The sequence below is a fragment of the Zhongshania sp. R06B22 genome (genome assembly GCF_040892595.1).
Classification (GTDB): domain Bacteria; phylum Pseudomonadota; class Gammaproteobacteria; order Pseudomonadales; family Spongiibacteraceae; genus Spongiibacter; species Spongiibacter arctica.
Window position 1 is genome coordinate 2,050,193 of record NZ_JBFRYB010000001.1, and the last position, 16,808, is coordinate 2,067,000.

Annotated in this window: 14 protein-coding genes; 13 read left to right on the top strand and 1 reads right to left on the bottom strand. The window is 50.2% G+C overall.

All coding sequences use genetic code 11. The annotated features are described in order from the left end of the window. Window positions 1-62 precede the first annotated feature (62 nt). The 11 genes from AB4875_RS09305 (at window position 63) to AB4875_RS09355 (ending at window position 13,164) form a co-directional block, all read left to right on the top strand. Window positions 63-812: a heme ABC transporter permease gene (locus AB4875_RS09305; RefSeq protein ID WP_438273524.1), complete on the top strand. Its 750-nt coding sequence runs from the start codon at window positions 63-65 to the stop codon at window positions 810-812. Next, window positions 813-1,004, top strand: coding sequence for a heme exporter protein CcmD (gene ccmD / locus AB4875_RS09310; RefSeq protein ID WP_368375788.1), 192 nt, complete (start codon window positions 813-815; stop codon window positions 1,002-1,004). A gap of 54 nt (window positions 1,005-1,058) precedes the next feature. Then, window positions 1,059-1,514, top strand: coding sequence for a cytochrome c maturation protein CcmE (gene ccmE, locus AB4875_RS09315; protein ID WP_368377066.1), 456 nt, complete (start codon window positions 1,059-1,061; stop codon window positions 1,512-1,514). Window positions 1,515-1,517: 3 nt separating this feature from the next. Further along, window positions 1,518-3,500, top strand: coding sequence for a heme lyase CcmF/NrfE family subunit (locus tag AB4875_RS09320; RefSeq protein WP_368375789.1), 1,983 nt, complete (start codon window positions 1,518-1,520; stop codon window positions 3,498-3,500). After that, the gene (locus tag AB4875_RS09325) at window positions 3,487-4,044 is read left to right on the top strand and encodes a DsbE family thiol:disulfide interchange protein (protein ID WP_368375790.1); all 558 of its coding nucleotides are present in this window, start codon (window positions 3,487-3,489) and stop codon (window positions 4,042-4,044) included. The genes AB4875_RS09320 and AB4875_RS09325 overlap by 14 nt, the downstream gene beginning before the upstream one ends. Then, entirely contained in the window at window positions 4,041-4,532 is a 492-nt protein-coding gene (locus AB4875_RS09330) for a cytochrome c-type biogenesis protein (protein ID WP_368375791.1), read from the top strand. The genes AB4875_RS09325 and AB4875_RS09330 overlap by 4 nt, the downstream gene beginning before the upstream one ends. Then, window positions 4,529-5,737 (top strand): c-type cytochrome biogenesis protein CcmI, encoded by a 1,209-nt coding sequence (gene ccmI / locus AB4875_RS09335; protein WP_368375792.1) that lies wholly within the window; start codon window positions 4,529-4,531, stop codon window positions 5,735-5,737. The genes AB4875_RS09330 and ccmI overlap by 4 nt, the downstream gene beginning before the upstream one ends. A 156-nt stretch (window positions 5,738-5,893) precedes the next feature. Next, window positions 5,894-9,391 (top strand): chromosome segregation protein SMC, encoded by a 3,498-nt coding sequence (smc, locus tag AB4875_RS09340; RefSeq protein ID WP_368375793.1) that lies wholly within the window; start codon window positions 5,894-5,896, stop codon window positions 9,389-9,391. Window positions 9,392-9,518: 127 nt separating this feature from the next. Beyond that, window positions 9,519-10,502: a cell division protein ZipA gene (zipA, locus tag AB4875_RS09345; RefSeq protein ID WP_368375794.1), complete on the top strand. Its 984-nt coding sequence runs from the start codon at window positions 9,519-9,521 to the stop codon at window positions 10,500-10,502. A 32-nt stretch (window positions 10,503-10,534) separates the two neighbouring features. Beyond that, window positions 10,535-12,562: an NAD-dependent DNA ligase LigA gene (ligA, locus tag AB4875_RS09350; RefSeq protein WP_368375795.1), complete on the top strand. Its 2,028-nt coding sequence runs from the start codon at window positions 10,535-10,537 to the stop codon at window positions 12,560-12,562. Beyond that, window positions 12,559-13,164: a transglycosylase SLT domain-containing protein gene (locus AB4875_RS09355; protein WP_368375796.1), complete on the top strand. Its 606-nt coding sequence runs from the start codon at window positions 12,559-12,561 to the stop codon at window positions 13,162-13,164. The genes ligA and AB4875_RS09355 overlap by 4 nt, the downstream gene beginning before the upstream one ends. Here AB4875_RS09355 and gloA read toward each other — a convergent pair whose 3' ends face one another. Continuing rightward, on the bottom strand, window positions 13,165-13,605 hold the full coding sequence (gene gloA / locus AB4875_RS09360) for a lactoylglutathione lyase (protein WP_368375797.1): 441 nt from the start codon (window positions 13,603-13,605) through the stop codon (window positions 13,165-13,167). It abuts the gene before it with no gap. A 108-nt stretch (window positions 13,606-13,713) separates the two neighbouring features. Here gloA and AB4875_RS09365 point away from each other — a divergent pair, with 108 nt between their 5' ends. Next, a complete protein-coding gene (locus tag AB4875_RS09365; protein WP_368375798.1) occupies window positions 13,714-14,187 on the top strand; it encodes a flavodoxin family protein in 474 nt (157 codons plus the stop codon). Window positions 14,188-14,417: 230 nt separating this feature from the next. After that, window positions 14,418-16,778, top strand: a complete 2,361-nt coding sequence (locus tag AB4875_RS09370) for a TonB-dependent receptor (RefSeq protein WP_368375799.1) — start codon at window positions 14,418-14,420, stop codon at window positions 16,776-16,778. The last annotated feature ends 30 nt before the right edge of the window (window positions 16,779-16,808 follow it).

The following is a 16,808-nucleotide window of genomic DNA, read 5'->3' on the forward strand; positions in this document are numbered from 1 at the left end:
AATGTCCCACTTTTGCGCTGAGCTATCAGTGTCTAAATAGCTTTTAAAAAGAGAATACTGCTTTGTCTATTAGCTCAACCTTCCATAAATGGGGCTCTCCACGCTGGTTTTATCAGTTTAGTGGTCGCCTTTTGCCCTGGCTGGCAACGCTGTCGTTGCTATTATTGCTTGGTGGTATTGTTTGGGGCTTGGCGTTTGTGCCACCCGATTATAAGCAAGGCAATAGCTTCCGGATTATTTATATTCATGTTCCCGCGTCGGCGGTGGCAATGGGTGCTTATATGACGATGGCGATTGCCGGCGCCATCCACTTGATCTGGCGCATGAAGTTGGCGGCCATGGTCATGAAAGCGATTGCACCTATCGGCGCCTCGCTGACCTTCCTTGCATTATTAACTGGCGCAGTCTGGGGAAAGCCAACATGGGGTACTTGGTGGGTGTGGGATGCGCGTATTACCTCAGTGCTGATTTTGTTCTTTTTATATTTAGGTATCATTGCTTTACATCAGGCATTTGAAAATCGCGACGCGGCCGCTAAAGCCTGTGCGGTACTTGCTATTGTCGGCGCGGTGAACATTCCTATCATTTACTGGTCTGTTGAGTGGTGGTACAGCTTGCATCAGCCTGCCAGTATTAGCTTTACCGGTCAGTCGACGATACACCCCACCATGTTGCGACCCCTGATGGCGACCTTGAGTGGCATGTATTTGTTTTTTGGCTGGGTGTTGCTGTTGTTTACCCGTGCTGAGATTTTGAATCGCGAAAAGAATACTCGCTGGGTGCAAAACCTTATCTGCGGAGAGTCTCGCTAAATGTATTTTGATAGTTTTGGCGATCTGCTCACAATGAGCGGCCACGGCAGCTATGTGTGGTTTTGCTACGGCGCAAGTTTGTTCGTGCTCAGCGCCTTGCTTTGGGTGGCGCGCCGCCGCCGTCGCCAAGCTGAGCAGCATATTCGCGCTATTGTGCGACGTAAAAAAGCGTCGTTAACCAGCACAAATTAAATTCCCGCTACTTATTGTCAGCGGCTTCGATGTAGTGAAGAGACGGTTATGGCTATGCATCCTCAGCGCAAACAGCGCCTTTTGATTATCATATTTATTTTGATTGTGGCCAGTCTTGCGGCTGGCTTACTGGGTTATGCCTTAAAGGAAAATATAAATCTATTTTATCCCCCAGCTGATATTGCGGCTGGCAAAGCACCAGTGGGTAAGGCAATTCGCGCCGGCGGCATGGTTCAGGAAGGCAGTGTAGTGCGCGCCAGCGATAGTTTGAAAATGCGCTTTGTTGTCACTGATTACAGCGCTGTTGTCACGGTCGAGTACGAAGGAATTCTGCCAGATTTGTTTGCCGAAGGTGAGGGCGTAGTGGCGTCTGGTAAATTAGGGGAAGACGGTGTTTTTTATGCGAGCGAAGTACTGGCAAAGCATGATGAAAACTATATGCCGCCAGAAGTCAGTGACGCTTTAGAAAAATCTGCGGCCAGTCGTGCTGAAAAACAAGAGAAGGGGTAATCTGTGATTGTTGAAATCGGCCACGTTGCCTTAATACTCGGTTTTTGTTTTGCGCTTGCATTGGCTGTTCTGCCGCTTTGGGGAGTTTACAGCGGTGACCAGCTGGCGATGCGCTCCGGCCGTTATTTAAGTTTTGCGCAGTGCCTATTTACAAGTATTGCGATTGGCTGTTTGTTCTATGCTTTTTTAACTGATGATTTTTCTGTTGATATTGTCGCTGCGCAATCGAATACCCTGTTGCCGGCGGCCTATAAGTTCAGCGCCCTCTGGGGCGGCCACGAAGGTTCATTAGTATTGTGGCTGCAGATCCTAGCTTTGTGGACGGTAGCCGTCGCGATTTTTTCACGGCAATTGCCCCAAGATATACTTGCGCGGGTGCTCTCGGTAATGGGCATGATTGCGGTTGGGTTCTTTAGTTTTTCACTGTTCACGTCTAATCCTTTTGCCCGCCATTTGCTAAATACTCCCGCCGATGGTCAAGACTTAAATCCTCTTCTGCAAGATCCTGGAATGGTGATTCACCCGCCGATGCTATATGTCGGCTACGTTGGTTTTTCAGTGGCTTTTGCCTTCGCTATTGCAGCACTGATGAGTGGCCGAATGGATGCTAGCTGGGCGCGCTGGTCGCGGCCGTGGACAAACATTGCCTGGGCATTTCTCACCGTTGGTATCGCCTTGGGAAGTTGGTGGGCCTATTACGAATTGGGCTGGGGCGGCTGGTGGTTTTGGGACCCCGTAGAAAACGCCTCTTTCATGCCGTGGTTGGTGGGTACCGCGCTAATACATTCCTTGGCAGTGACCGAAAAGCGCGGTGTCTTTAAGAGCTGGACTTTGTTGCTAGCAATATTTGCATTCTCGCTGAGCTTGCTGGGTACGTTTTTGGTCCGCTCAGGTGTGCTTACCTCAGTGCATGCTTTCGCTGCTGACCCCACTCGCGGTATGTTCATACTTGCCTTTTTGGTGATTGTCGTCGGCGGCTCGCTCACCCTATACGCCTTTCGAGCGCCAGCGAACGAAAACGCCCCCACATTTACTTGGCTGTCCCGAGAAGCCTTATTACTCGTCAACAATATCTTGTTTCTGGTCGCCGCAATGACGGTGTTACTCGGTACTTTATTCCCGCTGATTATGGACTTTGCGGGCTTGGGTAAGTACTCGGTGGGGCCACCGTATTTTAATGCCATTTTTGTACCCTTAATGTGCTTAACGGCTCTGGTGGTCGGCATCGGTCCCTCGTCACAATGGAAGCGCAGCAAACCGTCGTCGTGGCTAAAGCCAATGATCATTGCGTTTGTGAGTAGTGCTATTTTAGGCTTGATATTGCCGCGCTGGTTTGGTGGCAGTGTGCATATTGGCGCGACGATTGGTGTGTTACTGGCGGCCTGGATAATGCTTAGCAGTCTAGTGAATCTGCGCAGTAAAGTCCGCAATGCGCCGACCCTCGCGAAGGGGTTAAGTCGACTGACGCCCTCATATTACGGAATGCTGATTGCGCATCTGGGTTTTGCCTCCTGTGTGCTTGGCGTCGGAATGGTGACCAGTTTTAACAATGAACAAGATATTCGCATGATGGTCGGAGAGCGCACTGAAACGGCATTTTCGTACGAGGTGAGCTTTGATTCTGTGCAAGCCATTCAGGGCCCCAATTACCAAGGCCAGCGAGGTGGGTTTACGCTTTGGCAGGATGGCAACTTCATTGCTGAAATGCACCCAGAGAAACGGCGTTATCACGCCCGCAGCGGTCAGGTAATGACTGAGGCAGCAATCGATGCCGGATTGACGCGAGATGTGTTTATCGCCCTGGGTGAGCCTGTTGGCAAAGACGCGTGGGCGGTGCGTATACATGTGAAACCGTTTATTCGCTGGATCTGGTTGGGGTCTATATTAATGGCTATCGGCGCCTTGTTGGCGATCTGTGACAAGCGTTATCGTCCAGCTCAAAAAGTAGTGCTCGATGAAAAGGGAGAAAACAATGCAACGACTTAAATTGTTTTTGCCCTTACTGATTTTTGCTCTTTTAGCCGCAGTGTTTTTTGGTGTTGAGCGTCGTGTACTCAGCGGCGATTATGCGCCGACAGACTTGCCATCGGCTTTGGTAGATAAACCGCTTCCCGAGTTTTCCGAACCGGCCTTAGACGATGGTCGCCTCATCGATAAAGCGCAGATCGTCGGCGAGTTGTTCTTGCTGAACGTCTGGGCAACGTGGTGCCCTACTTGTCATTTTGAACACCCATTCCTAATGAAGCTTGCCGAGCAGGGCGTGAAAATTGTCAGTATCGATTACAAGGATGACGCAGAGGCTGCCAAACGCTGGTTAGTTCAGAAAGGTGACCCCTATACTGTGACTTTATTTGATGAGGACGGCTCTTTGGGTTTGGATCTTGGTGTCACCGGTGCGCCAGAAACCTATTTGGTTGATGCGTCTGGAACTGTTCGGTTTCGCTACCAGGGCGCTTTAGAGCAAAGGGTGTGGGATAAGGAGTTCGCGCCACGGATTGCTGAATTGAACGGGCAGGGACCGACACAATGAAAGCCATCATTTTAAGCTGCGTTTTAATGGTATTGAGCCTATCCGCTGCGGCGGTTATAGAGACCTATCAGTTCGATACACCCCTGCAGGAAAAACGCTACCACGCGTTTACCCAAGAGTTGCGTTGCCCCAAATGCCAGAATCAGAATTTATCTGGTTCCGACTCGGCCATCTCGGTGGATTTACGTCGGCAGATTCATCGCATGATTATGGACGATAAATCTGACATAGAGATCACTCAATACATGGTCGACCGCTATGGTGACTTTATTTTGTATCGTCCTCGCTTTAGCGGTCAAACCGCGGTGCTCTGGTTCGCGCCCCTAGGCTTGTTAATATTGGGTTGCTTGGTGTGGTGGCGGATGGCGTCTGGCCGCAAACGTCGGCAAGTCCCTAGCGATGTCTCGCTGTCGACGGTTGAACAGGAGCGCTTGCAAGAACTGCTGAGCGACGATGCGGATGGAAAGCATTCGGGGGACCGACCATGATTAGCCTCTACCTTGGTATTGCCAGTTTATTTTTGCTGGCAGGCATATTAGTTTTACTGTCTTTACGAAGCCGGCAAACAAGCCAAACAGATCAACAACTTCATCGCAGCGCCCAGCGTGATTTCTATCGCCAACGTCAGCGTGAGCTGGCCGCTGATTTAGCATCCGGGCTTATTGATTCAGGGCAGTTGGCAGAACTAGAGCGTGAGCTAGATCGCCAGTTGGTCGCCGAATCTACGAGTGGTGGATATGCTCCGGTGCAGCGCTCTAGACGCGGCTATATTTTGGCCGTACTGGTGTTGATACCGGCTACTGCGTTGATTATTTACGATCGCCTTGGCTATCGACAAGATATAGCCCTGCAACAACTACAGGCAGAGATCGTTAGCGAGGGTGCTGACGACCTGCGCTGGGAGCGTTATCAAGAGCTAGTAGATGCTATTTTAGCGCGGCGGCCAGACAGCGCCGAACATTTAATGATGATGGCGTCGCTATTTCGTCAGCAAGGTGATTTTGCCGGTGCGCTGCCTTATTACCAGCGACTAGCGGCGCTGTATCCGGAAGATCCCAATGTGTTAGCGCAATTAGGGCAGGCCCGGTATTTGGTCGGGGGGCGAAAAGTCGATGGCGAAACCCGCAGCTTGCTTGATAGGGCCTTGGCGATTAACCCCATGCAAGGGACGGCGCTCGGAGTGTTGGGCATTGATGCCTTTGCAAGCGGTCGTTATCTGGATGCCTTGTCGCACTGGCAAAAGCTGCTCACTCAATTACCGCCAGATTCTTCTGAGATTGACTTAATTAGTGGCGGAATAGCAGAAGCTAAGCGTCTCGCAGAAGAAGCGGGAAATTTACAGTCACTGGAGCTGAGCGTCAGCGTGGCGTCGGAGTTAGGCGTTGTCCCGCAAGGTATATTGTTTGTGGTTGCCAAAAGTAGCGATGGCAATCCTATGCCGGTGGCGGCGTTGCGCGTACCTTTGTTGACCGGACAGCAATGGCCTATTAGTCTGCAGCTCACCGATGCTGATGTGATTCGACAGGGAATGAGTTTGGAAGATTTTTCTGAGCTGGTATTGTCTGCGCATATAAGCCTTGCCGGGACAGCTATTCGTCGCGACGGGGATTGGGTCGCTAAGCCTGTAAAAATAGAGCCGGCGAAGCTCAGCGATCCATTGAGTTTGTTGATTGCTGAGGTGCAGGGGAGCTAGCCAGAAACGGTTTTGCTGCTCATAAAGTCACAAATACTGCTGTCAGTCCTCGCAGCTATCGCTATAATCGCGCTTTGCGCAAATTTATCCTGTTGTTGCCTCGAGAATATAATAAAACTCAGCGTGGCAGCATCATAGAGTGTTGGTTATTGGTTTATGCGTCTTAAAAGTATCAAATTAGCGGGTTTTAAATCCTTTGTAGACCCGACTACGGCCCATTTTCCGACGAATCTGTCGGCGGTAGTTGGGCCCAATGGCTGTGGTAAATCAAATATTATCGATGCTGTGCGTTGGGTGATGGGGGAAAGCTCGGCCAAAAATCTACGTGGCGAGTCGATGACAGATGTTATTTTTAACGGGTCGGTCAATCGCAAACCAGTGGGGCAGGCGAGTATTGAATTGGTGTTCGATAACAGCGATAAAAAGTTGGGTGGCGAATACGCCGCCTACGACGAAATTGCCATTCGACGCAAAGTGACACGGGAAGCTGTTTCTGAGTACTACCTAAATGGCACCAAGTGTCGGCGTCGCGATATTACCGATATTTTTCTGGGTACGGGCCTGGGGCCGCGCAGTTACGCCATTATTGAACAGGGTATGATTTCTAGGCTGATTGAATCTAAGCCTGAGGAGTTACGGGTATTTCTTGAAGAAGCCGCCGGTATTTCAAAATATAAAGAGCGTCGTCGAGAAACCGAAAATCGGATGCGTCGAACGCAAGAAAACTTAGAGCGACTGACAGACCTTCGCGATGAATTAGGGCGCCAGTTACAGCACTTACAGCGTCAGGCGGCTGCGGCAGAAAAGTACACCGAGTATAAAAAAGAAGAGCGTTTATTAAAGGCGCAATTGCAGGTTTTGCAATGGAAGGCCTTGGATGATCAGGCTGGTTTAAAAGAACAAGATATCAATCGTCTTGAGCTTGAGCGTGAAGCGATTGTCACTGAGCAGGTGGGTTTAAATACTGGCATAGAGCAGGCCAGAGATCAGCATAGTCAACTCAATGATACGTTTAACGAAGTGCAGGGCCGCTTCTACAGTATCGGCGCTGAAATAGCGCGTGCTGAGCAGGGTATCCAGCATCAGCAGCAGCGCCGTCAGCAATTAGATGCAGATCTGCAACAGCTAAGCGTGAATGTACAAGAAACCACCCGTCATCTCGAGGACGATCGTGAAAAGATCGCCCTGTGGCAAGAAGAAATCGCCGAGATCGAGCCAGAACTGGAAATTACCGAAGCCTCCGAAGAGAACGCTGCAGAGGCCTTGGCTGGCGCAGAAGATGCCATGCAGTCTTGGCAGCATCGCTGGGATGAGTTCAACCAATTGGCCGCGGGCCCCCGTCAGCGCGCCGAAGTAGAGCAGTCTCGTATTCAGCACTTGGAAATGAGTTTGCAGCGTCTCCAAGAACGCATTGAAAAGCTCGATCTAGAACGTCGCGGTTTGAACGTCGAAGATACTGACGACGACATTGAAATACTGCAGCAAGAAGTTGCCGAGCTTGAATTAGAGTCGTCATCCGCGCAAGAGCGTCACGAGCAGATTATTCCGCAGATTAGCGAATGCCGTGAGCGTATTACGCAGGCCAGTGATGAACTGGATGCCTGCCGAAGTGAATTGCAGCGCATGCGCGGCCGCATGGCGTCATTGGAAGCCCTGCAACAAGCAGCGCTGGGTCAGGGCGATAAAACCACAGGTAAATGGCTTGAAGATCAAGGCTTGGCGAGCGCACCACGCTTAGCTGAGCAATTACAAGTTGCCGAGGGTTGGCAGCAAGCGGTCGAAACCGTGCTGGGTGATCAACTGCAAGCGCTATGTGTTGAATCGCTGGAAGGTGTTGGCAGTATTCTAGATAGTTTAAAAGAAGGCAGTGTGTGTTTTGTTGAGGGTGCGGCAAAATCGACATCTTCGGCTGCGTCGCTCGCGGATAAAGTGAGTGGCAACGCGGCTTTGTTGGGCATCCTTGGTAGTGTTCGTGTTGCAGACGATTTAATAGCCGCATTGGCTATGCGTTCAAGTTTGGCCGCCAACGAATCTGTTATCACACCCGAAGGCTTGTGGCTTGGTGCAACCTGGCTGCGAGTAAGTCGCGGCAATACCGAGCAAGGCGGCGTATTGCAGCGCCAGCAGGATTTGCAGGAGTTACGCGAGGCAATAGCGTCCGCTGATATTCGTATACAAACCATTGTTGAAGGTCTAGATACCGACAAGACTTTGCTTCAGACCCAAGAGCAATGTAGAGAAGACCTTAATCGCGAAGTGCAGCAATTTAATCGTCAGTACAGCGAACTTAAGGCCAAGCTCAGTGCTCAGCAGGCACGTGTCGAACAGGTCTTGGCCCGTCGTCAGCAATTAGATGGCGATGGCAAAGATTTGCGAAGTCAATTTCAGCTCGAGCAGGAATCCGTCGCCGAGGCGCGAATGATCTTGCAGGAAGCGATTGAATCTATGGAGCAGGACTCGGGCAAGCGCGAAGCCCTGCTCAGTGAGCGCGATAATAACCGCGCCATACTTGATGCTGCTCGGCAAACGGCGCGACAAAGTAAGGACCATGCCCACCAGTTGGCCATGCGTCACCAATCTTTGCGAACTCAGCGCGACTCGGTCTTGCAAAACATCGGTCGAACCGAAGAGCAGTTGGCGCAATTTCAGGAGCGTCGCGAGCAATTAGCGGCAAGCTTAGATGAAAACGACGCGCCGATTGATGACTTAAAAATTGAGTTAGAGGCCCGTCTTGAGCAACGCCTAGCGGTTGAAGAAGAGCTGGCGGAGTCTCGTCGCGCTCTCGAAGTGGTCGATCATCAGCTTCGTGAAAATGAGCAGAAGCGTCATGGCATTGAGTCGCGGCTGCAGACCGTGCGCAATAATTTAGAGCAGGCTAGGGTTGAGAATCAGGGCCTACATGTCCGGCGCAAAGGTTTGCAGGATCAGCTTCAAGAAGCGCAATTCGATTTGCAGTCGGTATTAGACACGCTGCCAGAAAATGCCAACGAGGCTGAGTGGTTGGCGTCTCTAGAGCAGGCTGGTAGACGTATTTTGCGACTAGGCCCCATTAACCTCGCGGCGATAGAAGAATATAAGCAGCAATCTGAGCGCAAAAATTACTTAGATGCGCAAAACAACGATTTGGTTGAGGCGCTGGAGACCCTAGAGGGCGCCATTCGCCGTATCGATAAAGAGACTCGCAACCGCTTCAAAGAAACCTTCGACAAGGTGAATGGTGGTTTGCAGGATTTATTTCCGAAAGTGTTTGGTGGCGGCAGTGCATCGTTAGAAATGACGGGCGATGATTTATTGAACACCGGTATTTCAATAATGGCGCGGCCACCGGGCAAACGAAATAGTACAATTCATTTACTGTCGGGTGGAGAAAAAGCGCTGTGTGCCATTGCGCTGGTATTTTCGATATTTCGTCTCAACCCTGCGCCATTTTGTATGCTTGATGAAGTTGACGCGCCCTTGGATGATGCCAATGTTGGTCGCTATGCTCGTTTGGTCAAAGAGATGTCGTCTGAGGTGCAGTTCATTTATATCAGTCACAATAAGATTGCCATGGAAATGGCGCATCAGCTTATGGGTGTGACTATGCATGAGCCGGGTGTTTCCCGCTTGGTATCGGTAGATCTGGAAAAAGCAGCGGAAATGGCGGCGATGTAAAGCGACGCAATATAGCTAAAATCTGGATATTTACTAAATCGCGTGGAACAATAGCGATAGAATTTTATCCAACGCCAAAGCAAATTTTTTGAAGATATGGCCACTACGGTCAATTAAGGGCTAGGTAATGGATCTCAATGTCAGAGATTGGTTGATTATTATTGGGACTCTGCTGGCGACGGCGGTGCTTCTTGACGGTGTCCGGCGTATGCGCAAAGACCGTCGCGATACCGTTCGATTAAGTTCAAAAATTCGTCAAGATGACGATGAACTATCCAATCCCGAGTTGCCATCGAGCGCAAGAGTGGTGGCTGTAAGAGAGACCCCTAGCCTTCATATGAAGCGGGTTCCAGCTGCGGTGCCTAAGGCGCGTCAGGAGCCTGAGTTCAAGACGCAAGATGATATTGAACAGGTTGATGATCTTGGTGATGATAGCGTTAAGCTAGAAATTGAGGCTGAGCCGGAAGACGATATTTTGTTTACTGACCCCGCCGATGAATATCGTTCAAAGACAGATGATGACGATGATGAAGACGAAGTGGTTGCAGGTTGGTCGTCCTCTGAAGCTGATGATGACGAAGAGCTGCCAATGCGTGCAGATTCAGACGATACCCCTAAGCATGTGACTCCGGCGACCGCGGATAAAGCCGGTTTCAGCAAAGAAGATACGGTTCCTTCAGAGCATCACGAGCTGCTGGTTATCAATGCCATGGCGCCGGAAGGTAAGCCATTTAAGGGCAATGATCTGCTCCAAATTTTGATGGCCTGTGATGTCCGTTATGGAAAGATGAGTATTTTTCATCGTTATGAGAATTCCGACGGCACCGGCCAAATTCAGTTTAGTGTGGCTAATTTAGTAGAGCCAGGAAATTTCAACTTAGATGAAATTGATGAATTCAGTACACCTGGTGTCGTGTTCTTTATGCATTTGCCTGGGCCGAGAGAGAGTATCAAGGCTTACGAGGCAATGGTTGAAACGGCGCGCTGCCTAGTTAAAAATCTTGAGGGCGAGCTGCGCGATCAGACTCATAGTGTGGCAACTAAGCAAACCCTTGAGCACTATAAACAACGCATCCGAGATTTCGAACGTCGTCAGCTAACCCTGATGTGATTGAGCGGTGCACGATAATAACGGCGTTTTGAATGTCTGACAGTCCCCTGCGTGAGCGCCTAATGGCGCTTCGCGATCAGCTCCACCACCATAGCTACCAATATTATGTGCTCGATGCGCCGTTAATTCCGGATGCTGAATACGATCGTCTGTTTAATGAGCTGCTGGCAATTGAAACGACTCATCCCGACTGGTTAGCCCCAGATTCACCTTCACAGCGGGTGGGAGCAGCGCCGCTACCTTCCTTCAGCCAAGTGCGCCACGAAACCCCAATGTTGTCACTTGATAACGTCTTTTCTGAGCAGGAATTACTGGATTTTGATCGCCGGGTGAAATCCCGGTTAGACGACGGCTTCACATTGAACTATGCCTGCGAGCCAAAATTAGATGGTATTGCGGTGAGCTTGCTCTATGTGGACGGTGTGCTCGTTCGGGGCGCAACCCGAGGCGACGGTCAGATTGGCGAAGATATCACTCAGAATGTGAAAACCATAAGCTCGATTCCTTTGCGCTTGCGCGGCAGTGACTGGCCCGATGATCTGGAAGTTCGTGGCGAAATATATATGCCCCGAGCAGGGTTCGAGCGTATCAATGCGGTGGCGCGGGAGAGCGACGCTAAGGTGTTCGTCAATCCGCGCAATGCGGCGGCGGGCAGTTTGCGCCAGCTAGATAGCCGTATTACTGCCAAGCGTCCCTTGGAGATGAGCTGCTACGGTATTGCTCAGCAAGATGGCGACGCGCTGTTTACTAGCCATAGCGAAGGTTTACAGCGCTTGCGCGAGTGGGGTTTTTTGGTGAGCCCCGAGCTGCAGGTGGTCGATTCTATTGAGGGCTGTGTTAGCTATTATCATGCTCTGTTACAGCGACGTGATAGCTTGGCCTACGATATTGATGGCATAGTGTTTAAAGTGGATTCGCTTGCCTTGCAGGCGCAGTTGGGCTTTGTTTCGCGGGCGCCACGCTGGGCTATTGCCCACAAATTTCCCGCCCAAGAAGAAATTACCGTGCTTAGGGATGTGGAGTTTCAGGTTGGTCGCACCGGAGCGGTAACGCCGGTGGCCAAGCTTGAGCCAGTGTTCGTGGGCGGAGTCACGGTTAGCAACGCCTCGCTTCATAATTTCGACGAGATTGAACGTCTGGGTGTGATGATCGGAGACGCCGTTGTGGTGCGACGCGCCGGTGACGTTATTCCCAAAGTTGTTCAGGTGGTGTTGGAGCGTCGGCCCGATACCGCCTCCGCCATTATTGCGCCAAAGTATTGCCCCGTGTGCGATAGTCCATTGGAGCGCGCCCCAGGCGAGGCGGTCTTACGCTGCAGTGGCGGCTTGGTTTGTGGGGCTCAGCGCAAAGAAGCGATCAAACATTTTGCCAGTCGCAAGGCCATGGATATCGATGGCCTTGGCGATAAACTGGTCGAACAGTTTGTCGATGCGGGATTAATAGAAACCGTTGCCGATTTGTATCTGCTGACAGTTGAAAAAATTGCGAACTTGGAGCGTATGGGGCAGAAATCTGCGGACAACTTAATCGCCGCTCTGGAGAAATCTCGTGCCACCACATTGCAGCGCTTTCTTTACTCGCTGGGTATTCGCGAAGTCGGTGAGGCAACCGCGCTGAATTTGGCACGTCATTTTGGCGGCTTACCAGAGTTGATGGCGGCGCCGGAAGAACAGCTGATCGAAGTTGAAGACGTGGGTCCCATTGTGGCGAGCCATATACATGCATTTTTCGCCAGCGAGTTTAATCGGGTGGTGGTCCGCCAGTTAAGTGAGCGCGGTGTACACTGGCCGAGCGCCCAGAAGCTGGACGGCGAACAGCCACTGGCTGGCCAAACATGGGTGCTGACCGGTAATCTAGAGACGATGACCCGCAGTGATGCCAAGGAGAAATTACAGGCGCTTGGGGCAAAAGTTGCCAGTAGCGTGTCGGCGAAGACAGATTGCGTTGCCGCTGGCACGAGTGCCGGCTCTAAATTAGCGAAAGCGGAGGCATTGGGTGTGAAGGTGATTGACGAGCAGGGCTTACTTGCGGTGTTCGCCAGCACGGGCAGCTCGATATGAGACTTCTTTGCTTAGCCTTACTACTATTGTCAGTGACGGCTTGTACCACGTCGCCGCCGCGCAACCCGGGTGATGTGTGCGCGATTTTCCGTGAGAAAAGTGGTTGGTACGGCGACGCAAAAGATGCGTCCAAAAAATGGAACTCTCCTATTCCGATAATGATGGCAATTATGCATCAGGAGTCGCGTTTTGTCGCTAATGCTAAGCCACCAAAGAAATATTGGTTAGGCTTTATTCCCGCAGGAAGGATGTCAGATGCCTATGGCTACCCACAGGCTAAAGACGGCACTTGGGACTGGTATATTGATAAGTCTGGGAATTGGGGCGCGGACCGAGATGATTTTGCCGACGCCATAGATTTTATCGCTTGGTATAACAATACCAGTGGCAAAATAAACGGCATTAGTAATACCGACACTTATAGTCTGTATATGGCTTACCACGAAGGTCATGGTGGTTTTAAAAAACGCTCATTTGATAATAAGCCCTGGTTGAAAAGGGTTGCCGCTAAGGTGTCAGCGCGGGCGGCAACCTACGGCAGTCAGCTTAACCGCTGTGAGAAAGACCTCAGCAGCGGCGGTTGGTTCTTCGGTATTTTTTAACTACCACTCGCCGGTATTAGCCATAGACAGCCACGGTTCTTGCGGTGACAACGCTTCGCCGCGCTGTAGCAGTTCAATAGAGATCAGGTCTGGTGAACGCACAAAGGCCATGTGGCCGTCACGCGGAGGTCGACTAATTGTGACTCCGCCGTCCATTAGTTTTTGGCAGCTGGCATAAATGTCGTCAACCGCAAACGCGAGGTGGCCAAAATTACGGCCACCGGAATACTCTTCGGCATCCCAGTTATAAGTTAATTCTATGGTCGGGGTTTGCTTGCTTGTTGCCATGTCGTAGTCGTCTGGCGCGGCGAGAAAAATAAGACTGAAGCGACCTTTTTCGCTGTCATAGCGGCGCACTTCTTTTAGTCCTAATAAATCGCAATAAAATCGCATTGATGCATCTAAGTCTTTTACTCGAATCATAGTGTGAAGATATTTCATGCGGCTACCTTGTGTCGTAATCGATAAATGTCTAACGTCTGCTGTAAATGAAGTCAGCGCGGTGGTTTTATTAGCTCAGCGTGCTGCTGAAAATCGTGAGAGAGTAATGTGGCTGAGATAGAGAAAAAGCATTTGCTGATTGTATACCACAGTCAGTCAGGCCGAAATGAAAGTCTAGCCTATGCGGCGAGTCGAGCCGCCGGTGACGCAGAGCCTAGTGTTGAGGTGCGATTGTTGCGGGCCGCAGAGGCGGGTACCCGAGATCTAGTCTGGTGTGATGGGGTTTTACTGTTTTTCCCAGAGAACTTTGGGGCGATTGCCGGTGGCATGAAAGATTTTCTTGACCGCACGTTTTATGCCGTTATCGACAGAGAAATCCACCGACCCTATGGCGTCTTTATCTGCACTGGTAACGATGGTGGCAGCGCGTTACAGCAGTTTGAACGCATCGCTAGAGGCTATTCATGGCGCTGTGTTACGGAGGCTATTATTACTGCGGGGCGGCCCGATGCCGAGATATTTACTAAAGCTGAGGAGTTGGGTGCGGCTTTCGCTGCCGGCTTAGATATCGGTGTTTTTTAAGATTTACCACCCTGCACAAAATCAGTAGTTATTCGGTTTTTTCATTGATCTGAGTAGCCGCACTATTCGTAATCTAAGGAGCACATTTAATGTGCGAATATAAGGGTATGTCACAGTTTACTTCTGTGAAATACCGACTAGACTTACGATCAACCCTTATTGTCTGGCACTGATGTGGTGCAAAGTTCATGGGTTAATAATTAAAATAAATCTTTGTGGGAGAGTCTTAGATGACAAAACAGCGCATAGTAAATCGTCGTGTCGCACCGTTGGTGTTGGCAGTTGGCTTGTGTGCAAATCCGGCTTTATATGCTGCGCCGGCGTTAGAAGAAGTGCTGGTAACGGCAACCCTTAGAACTGAAAGTCTCCAAGATGTACCGGTCTCTGTAAATGCGATGGCCGGCGAAAAGATGCAGGAGGCGGGTATTGATAAGATTGAAGACCTTCAAGCTTATGTACCAAATTTATCGATGTCAGAAACCGGTATAGGTACCAATATTTACATTCGTGGTATTGGCTCTGGTATCAACCCCGGTTTTGAGCAGTCAGTCGGTATGTATTTCGACGGTATTTCATATGGCCGTGGGCAATTGACCCGCGCGCCGTTTTTAGATCTTGCAAGGGTTGAGGTGTTGCGCGGCCCGCAAAATATCCTTTATGGCAAAAACAGTATCGCAGGTGCTTTAAGCTTGATTTCTGCTCGTCCCGGTCAGGAGCAAGAGGGCATGATTTCCGGCTTGTATGAACCCGATCACGACGAAAAGATCGTTGATTTTATGGTGTCTGGCCCAATTACCGATACCCTAGGCGGCCGTTTAGCAATTCGTAAGCGTGAGTTTGGCGGTTATATTGAAAACCTAACCTTGAATCGTGATGAGCCGCAGCGCGATGAGGGTACAATTCGGGCTATTCTAGATTGGGATGCAACGCCCGACCTCACTGCCATGCTTAAGGTCGAAATCGGCAAGTTTAATGTGCTGGGCCGCCAGGTTGAGATTGTCAATGATCAGCGTTCGACAACCATCCCTGGCGGTCCGACTTATTCTCAAGCTTTGGTTGGTAATTTTGGCGCAGGCCCCTCGGTATTAAATACCACCCAAGATTACAAGCGTTCATCCAACGGTGACTTCAGTAATAACCGCACTAAGAATCTGACCCTCAATGTAGATTATGCCTTGGGAGAGGGAACCTTAACGTTTATCACCGGGTTCCTGAATTACGAGTTTCAGGAACTTTGTGATTGTGATTTTACTGGTGCGCCAGTATTTAGCGTGCCTTTTGAGGAAGAATACGATCAATACAGCCAGGAAATTCGCTGGGTGTCTGCTGCCGGTAACACCTTTGAACATATCGGTGGCGCCTACTATCAACGCAGTGAGTTAACGTTCTTTGATAAGATTGTGATTGATAGTCCGATTCTTCCCGGTGCTGTTGCTAGCAGGCTAGGGGCGGCTGCAGGGGCGAGTCTTTCTAATACGACAACACCACGTAATTTCACCACAGATGCCGACTTATGGTCAGTATTCTGGCAAACCACTTGGAATGCCTCTGACCGTTTAAGAGCCACTTTGGGTCTGCGATATTCGTATGAAGAGAAGGAAGGCACCAGAGACCTATCGGTTGCTGACCTTAACGGCGTGACTAAGGCACCAGATGGTACTGTTCCTAGTGGCATAGACTTTATTCTTGCCGCGGTTTTCAAAGTTGAGCGGCATGATTTAGAGGGCAAGCAAAGCGGAGGTAATTTAGCGCCATCAATAAATATCCAATTTGACGTTAATGATGATGTAATGGCCTATGCGACAGCGAGTATTGGCTATAAGTCAGGTGGCTTCGATGCTCGTTCTAATGCTTCGCCGGGCGGTACAATTGATGGTTCATTTGAATATGATGAAGAGCAAGCGACTAGTTTCGAAGTTGGTGCGAAGACCAGCTTCCTTGACGGTCGCGGTGAGTTAAATGTCGCTGCGTTCTTTACCAAATACGACGATCTGCAAGTCAGTATTTTTGATGGCACACTGGGCTTTAACGTGGGTAATGCTGGTGCAGCAGAGACTATGGGTATCGAGTTGGACGGCCGTTTTGCATTGACGGATAATTTGTTAATGACAGCGGCCTTGGCCTTCCTTGATTTTGAATTCACAGACTTTGAGCAAGGGCAGTGCTATCAGGGGCAAACGCCGGATCAAATTACACCAACTGCGAACTATTGTGACTACAAAGGCAAGACCAATCAGTATGTTGCAGATTACTCTGGTAACGTAGGCTTTGTGTATACGAGATCTTTTGGTGAGGCTATGGAGTTCCGTGCTGGCACAGACTTCACCTTTACCGATGATTACAATTCCTCGCAAAACTTAGATCCAAGTCAGATACAAGATGGCTATGTTCGAGTCAATATGCGTGTGGCTTTGTCTGATGTTGAGTCGGGCTGGGAAGTGGCTGTTGTTGGTAAGAACGTGACCGATGAAGATGTCATTTCTTACTCTAACGACGTCCCCTTAGCGAATAGTAGCTTCGGAAGCATTGGTCATTACGCCTTTGTTGAGCGTCCCCGCAGTGTTGCTGTTCAGGTCGCTTATCGCTGGTAGTTTGCAGGCGGCTTTAAAGAGAGTTTAAGA

Coding starts and splice junctions, on each gene's coding strand:
- ccmD (WP_368375788.1), top strand. CDS start 813: ATGTATTTTGATAGTTTTGGCGATCTGCTCACAATGAGCGGCCACGGC.
- ccmE (WP_368377066.1), top strand. CDS start 1,059: ATGCATCCTCAGCGCAAACAGCGCCTTTTGATTATCATATTTATTTTG.
- AB4875_RS09325 (WP_368375790.1), top strand. CDS start 3,487: ATGCAACGACTTAAATTGTTTTTGCCCTTACTGATTTTTGCTCTTTTA.
- AB4875_RS09330 (WP_368375791.1), top strand. CDS start 4,041: ATGAAAGCCATCATTTTAAGCTGCGTTTTAATGGTATTGAGCCTATCC.
- ccmI (WP_368375792.1), top strand. CDS start 4,529: ATGATTAGCCTCTACCTTGGTATTGCCAGTTTATTTTTGCTGGCAGGC.
- smc (WP_368375793.1), top strand. CDS start 5,894: ATGCGTCTTAAAAGTATCAAATTAGCGGGTTTTAAATCCTTTGTAGAC.
- zipA (WP_368375794.1), top strand. CDS start 9,519: ATGGATCTCAATGTCAGAGATTGGTTGATTATTATTGGGACTCTGCTG.
- ligA (WP_368375795.1), top strand. CDS start 10,535: ATGTCTGACAGTCCCCTGCGTGAGCGCCTAATGGCGCTTCGCGATCAG.
- AB4875_RS09355 (WP_368375796.1), top strand. CDS start 12,559: ATGAGACTTCTTTGCTTAGCCTTACTACTATTGTCAGTGACGGCTTGT.
- gloA (WP_368375797.1), bottom strand. CDS start 13,605: ATGAAATATCTTCACACTATGATTCGAGTAAAAGACTTAGATGCATCA.
- AB4875_RS09370 (WP_368375799.1), top strand. CDS start 14,418: ATGACAAAACAGCGCATAGTAAATCGTCGTGTCGCACCGTTGGTGTTG.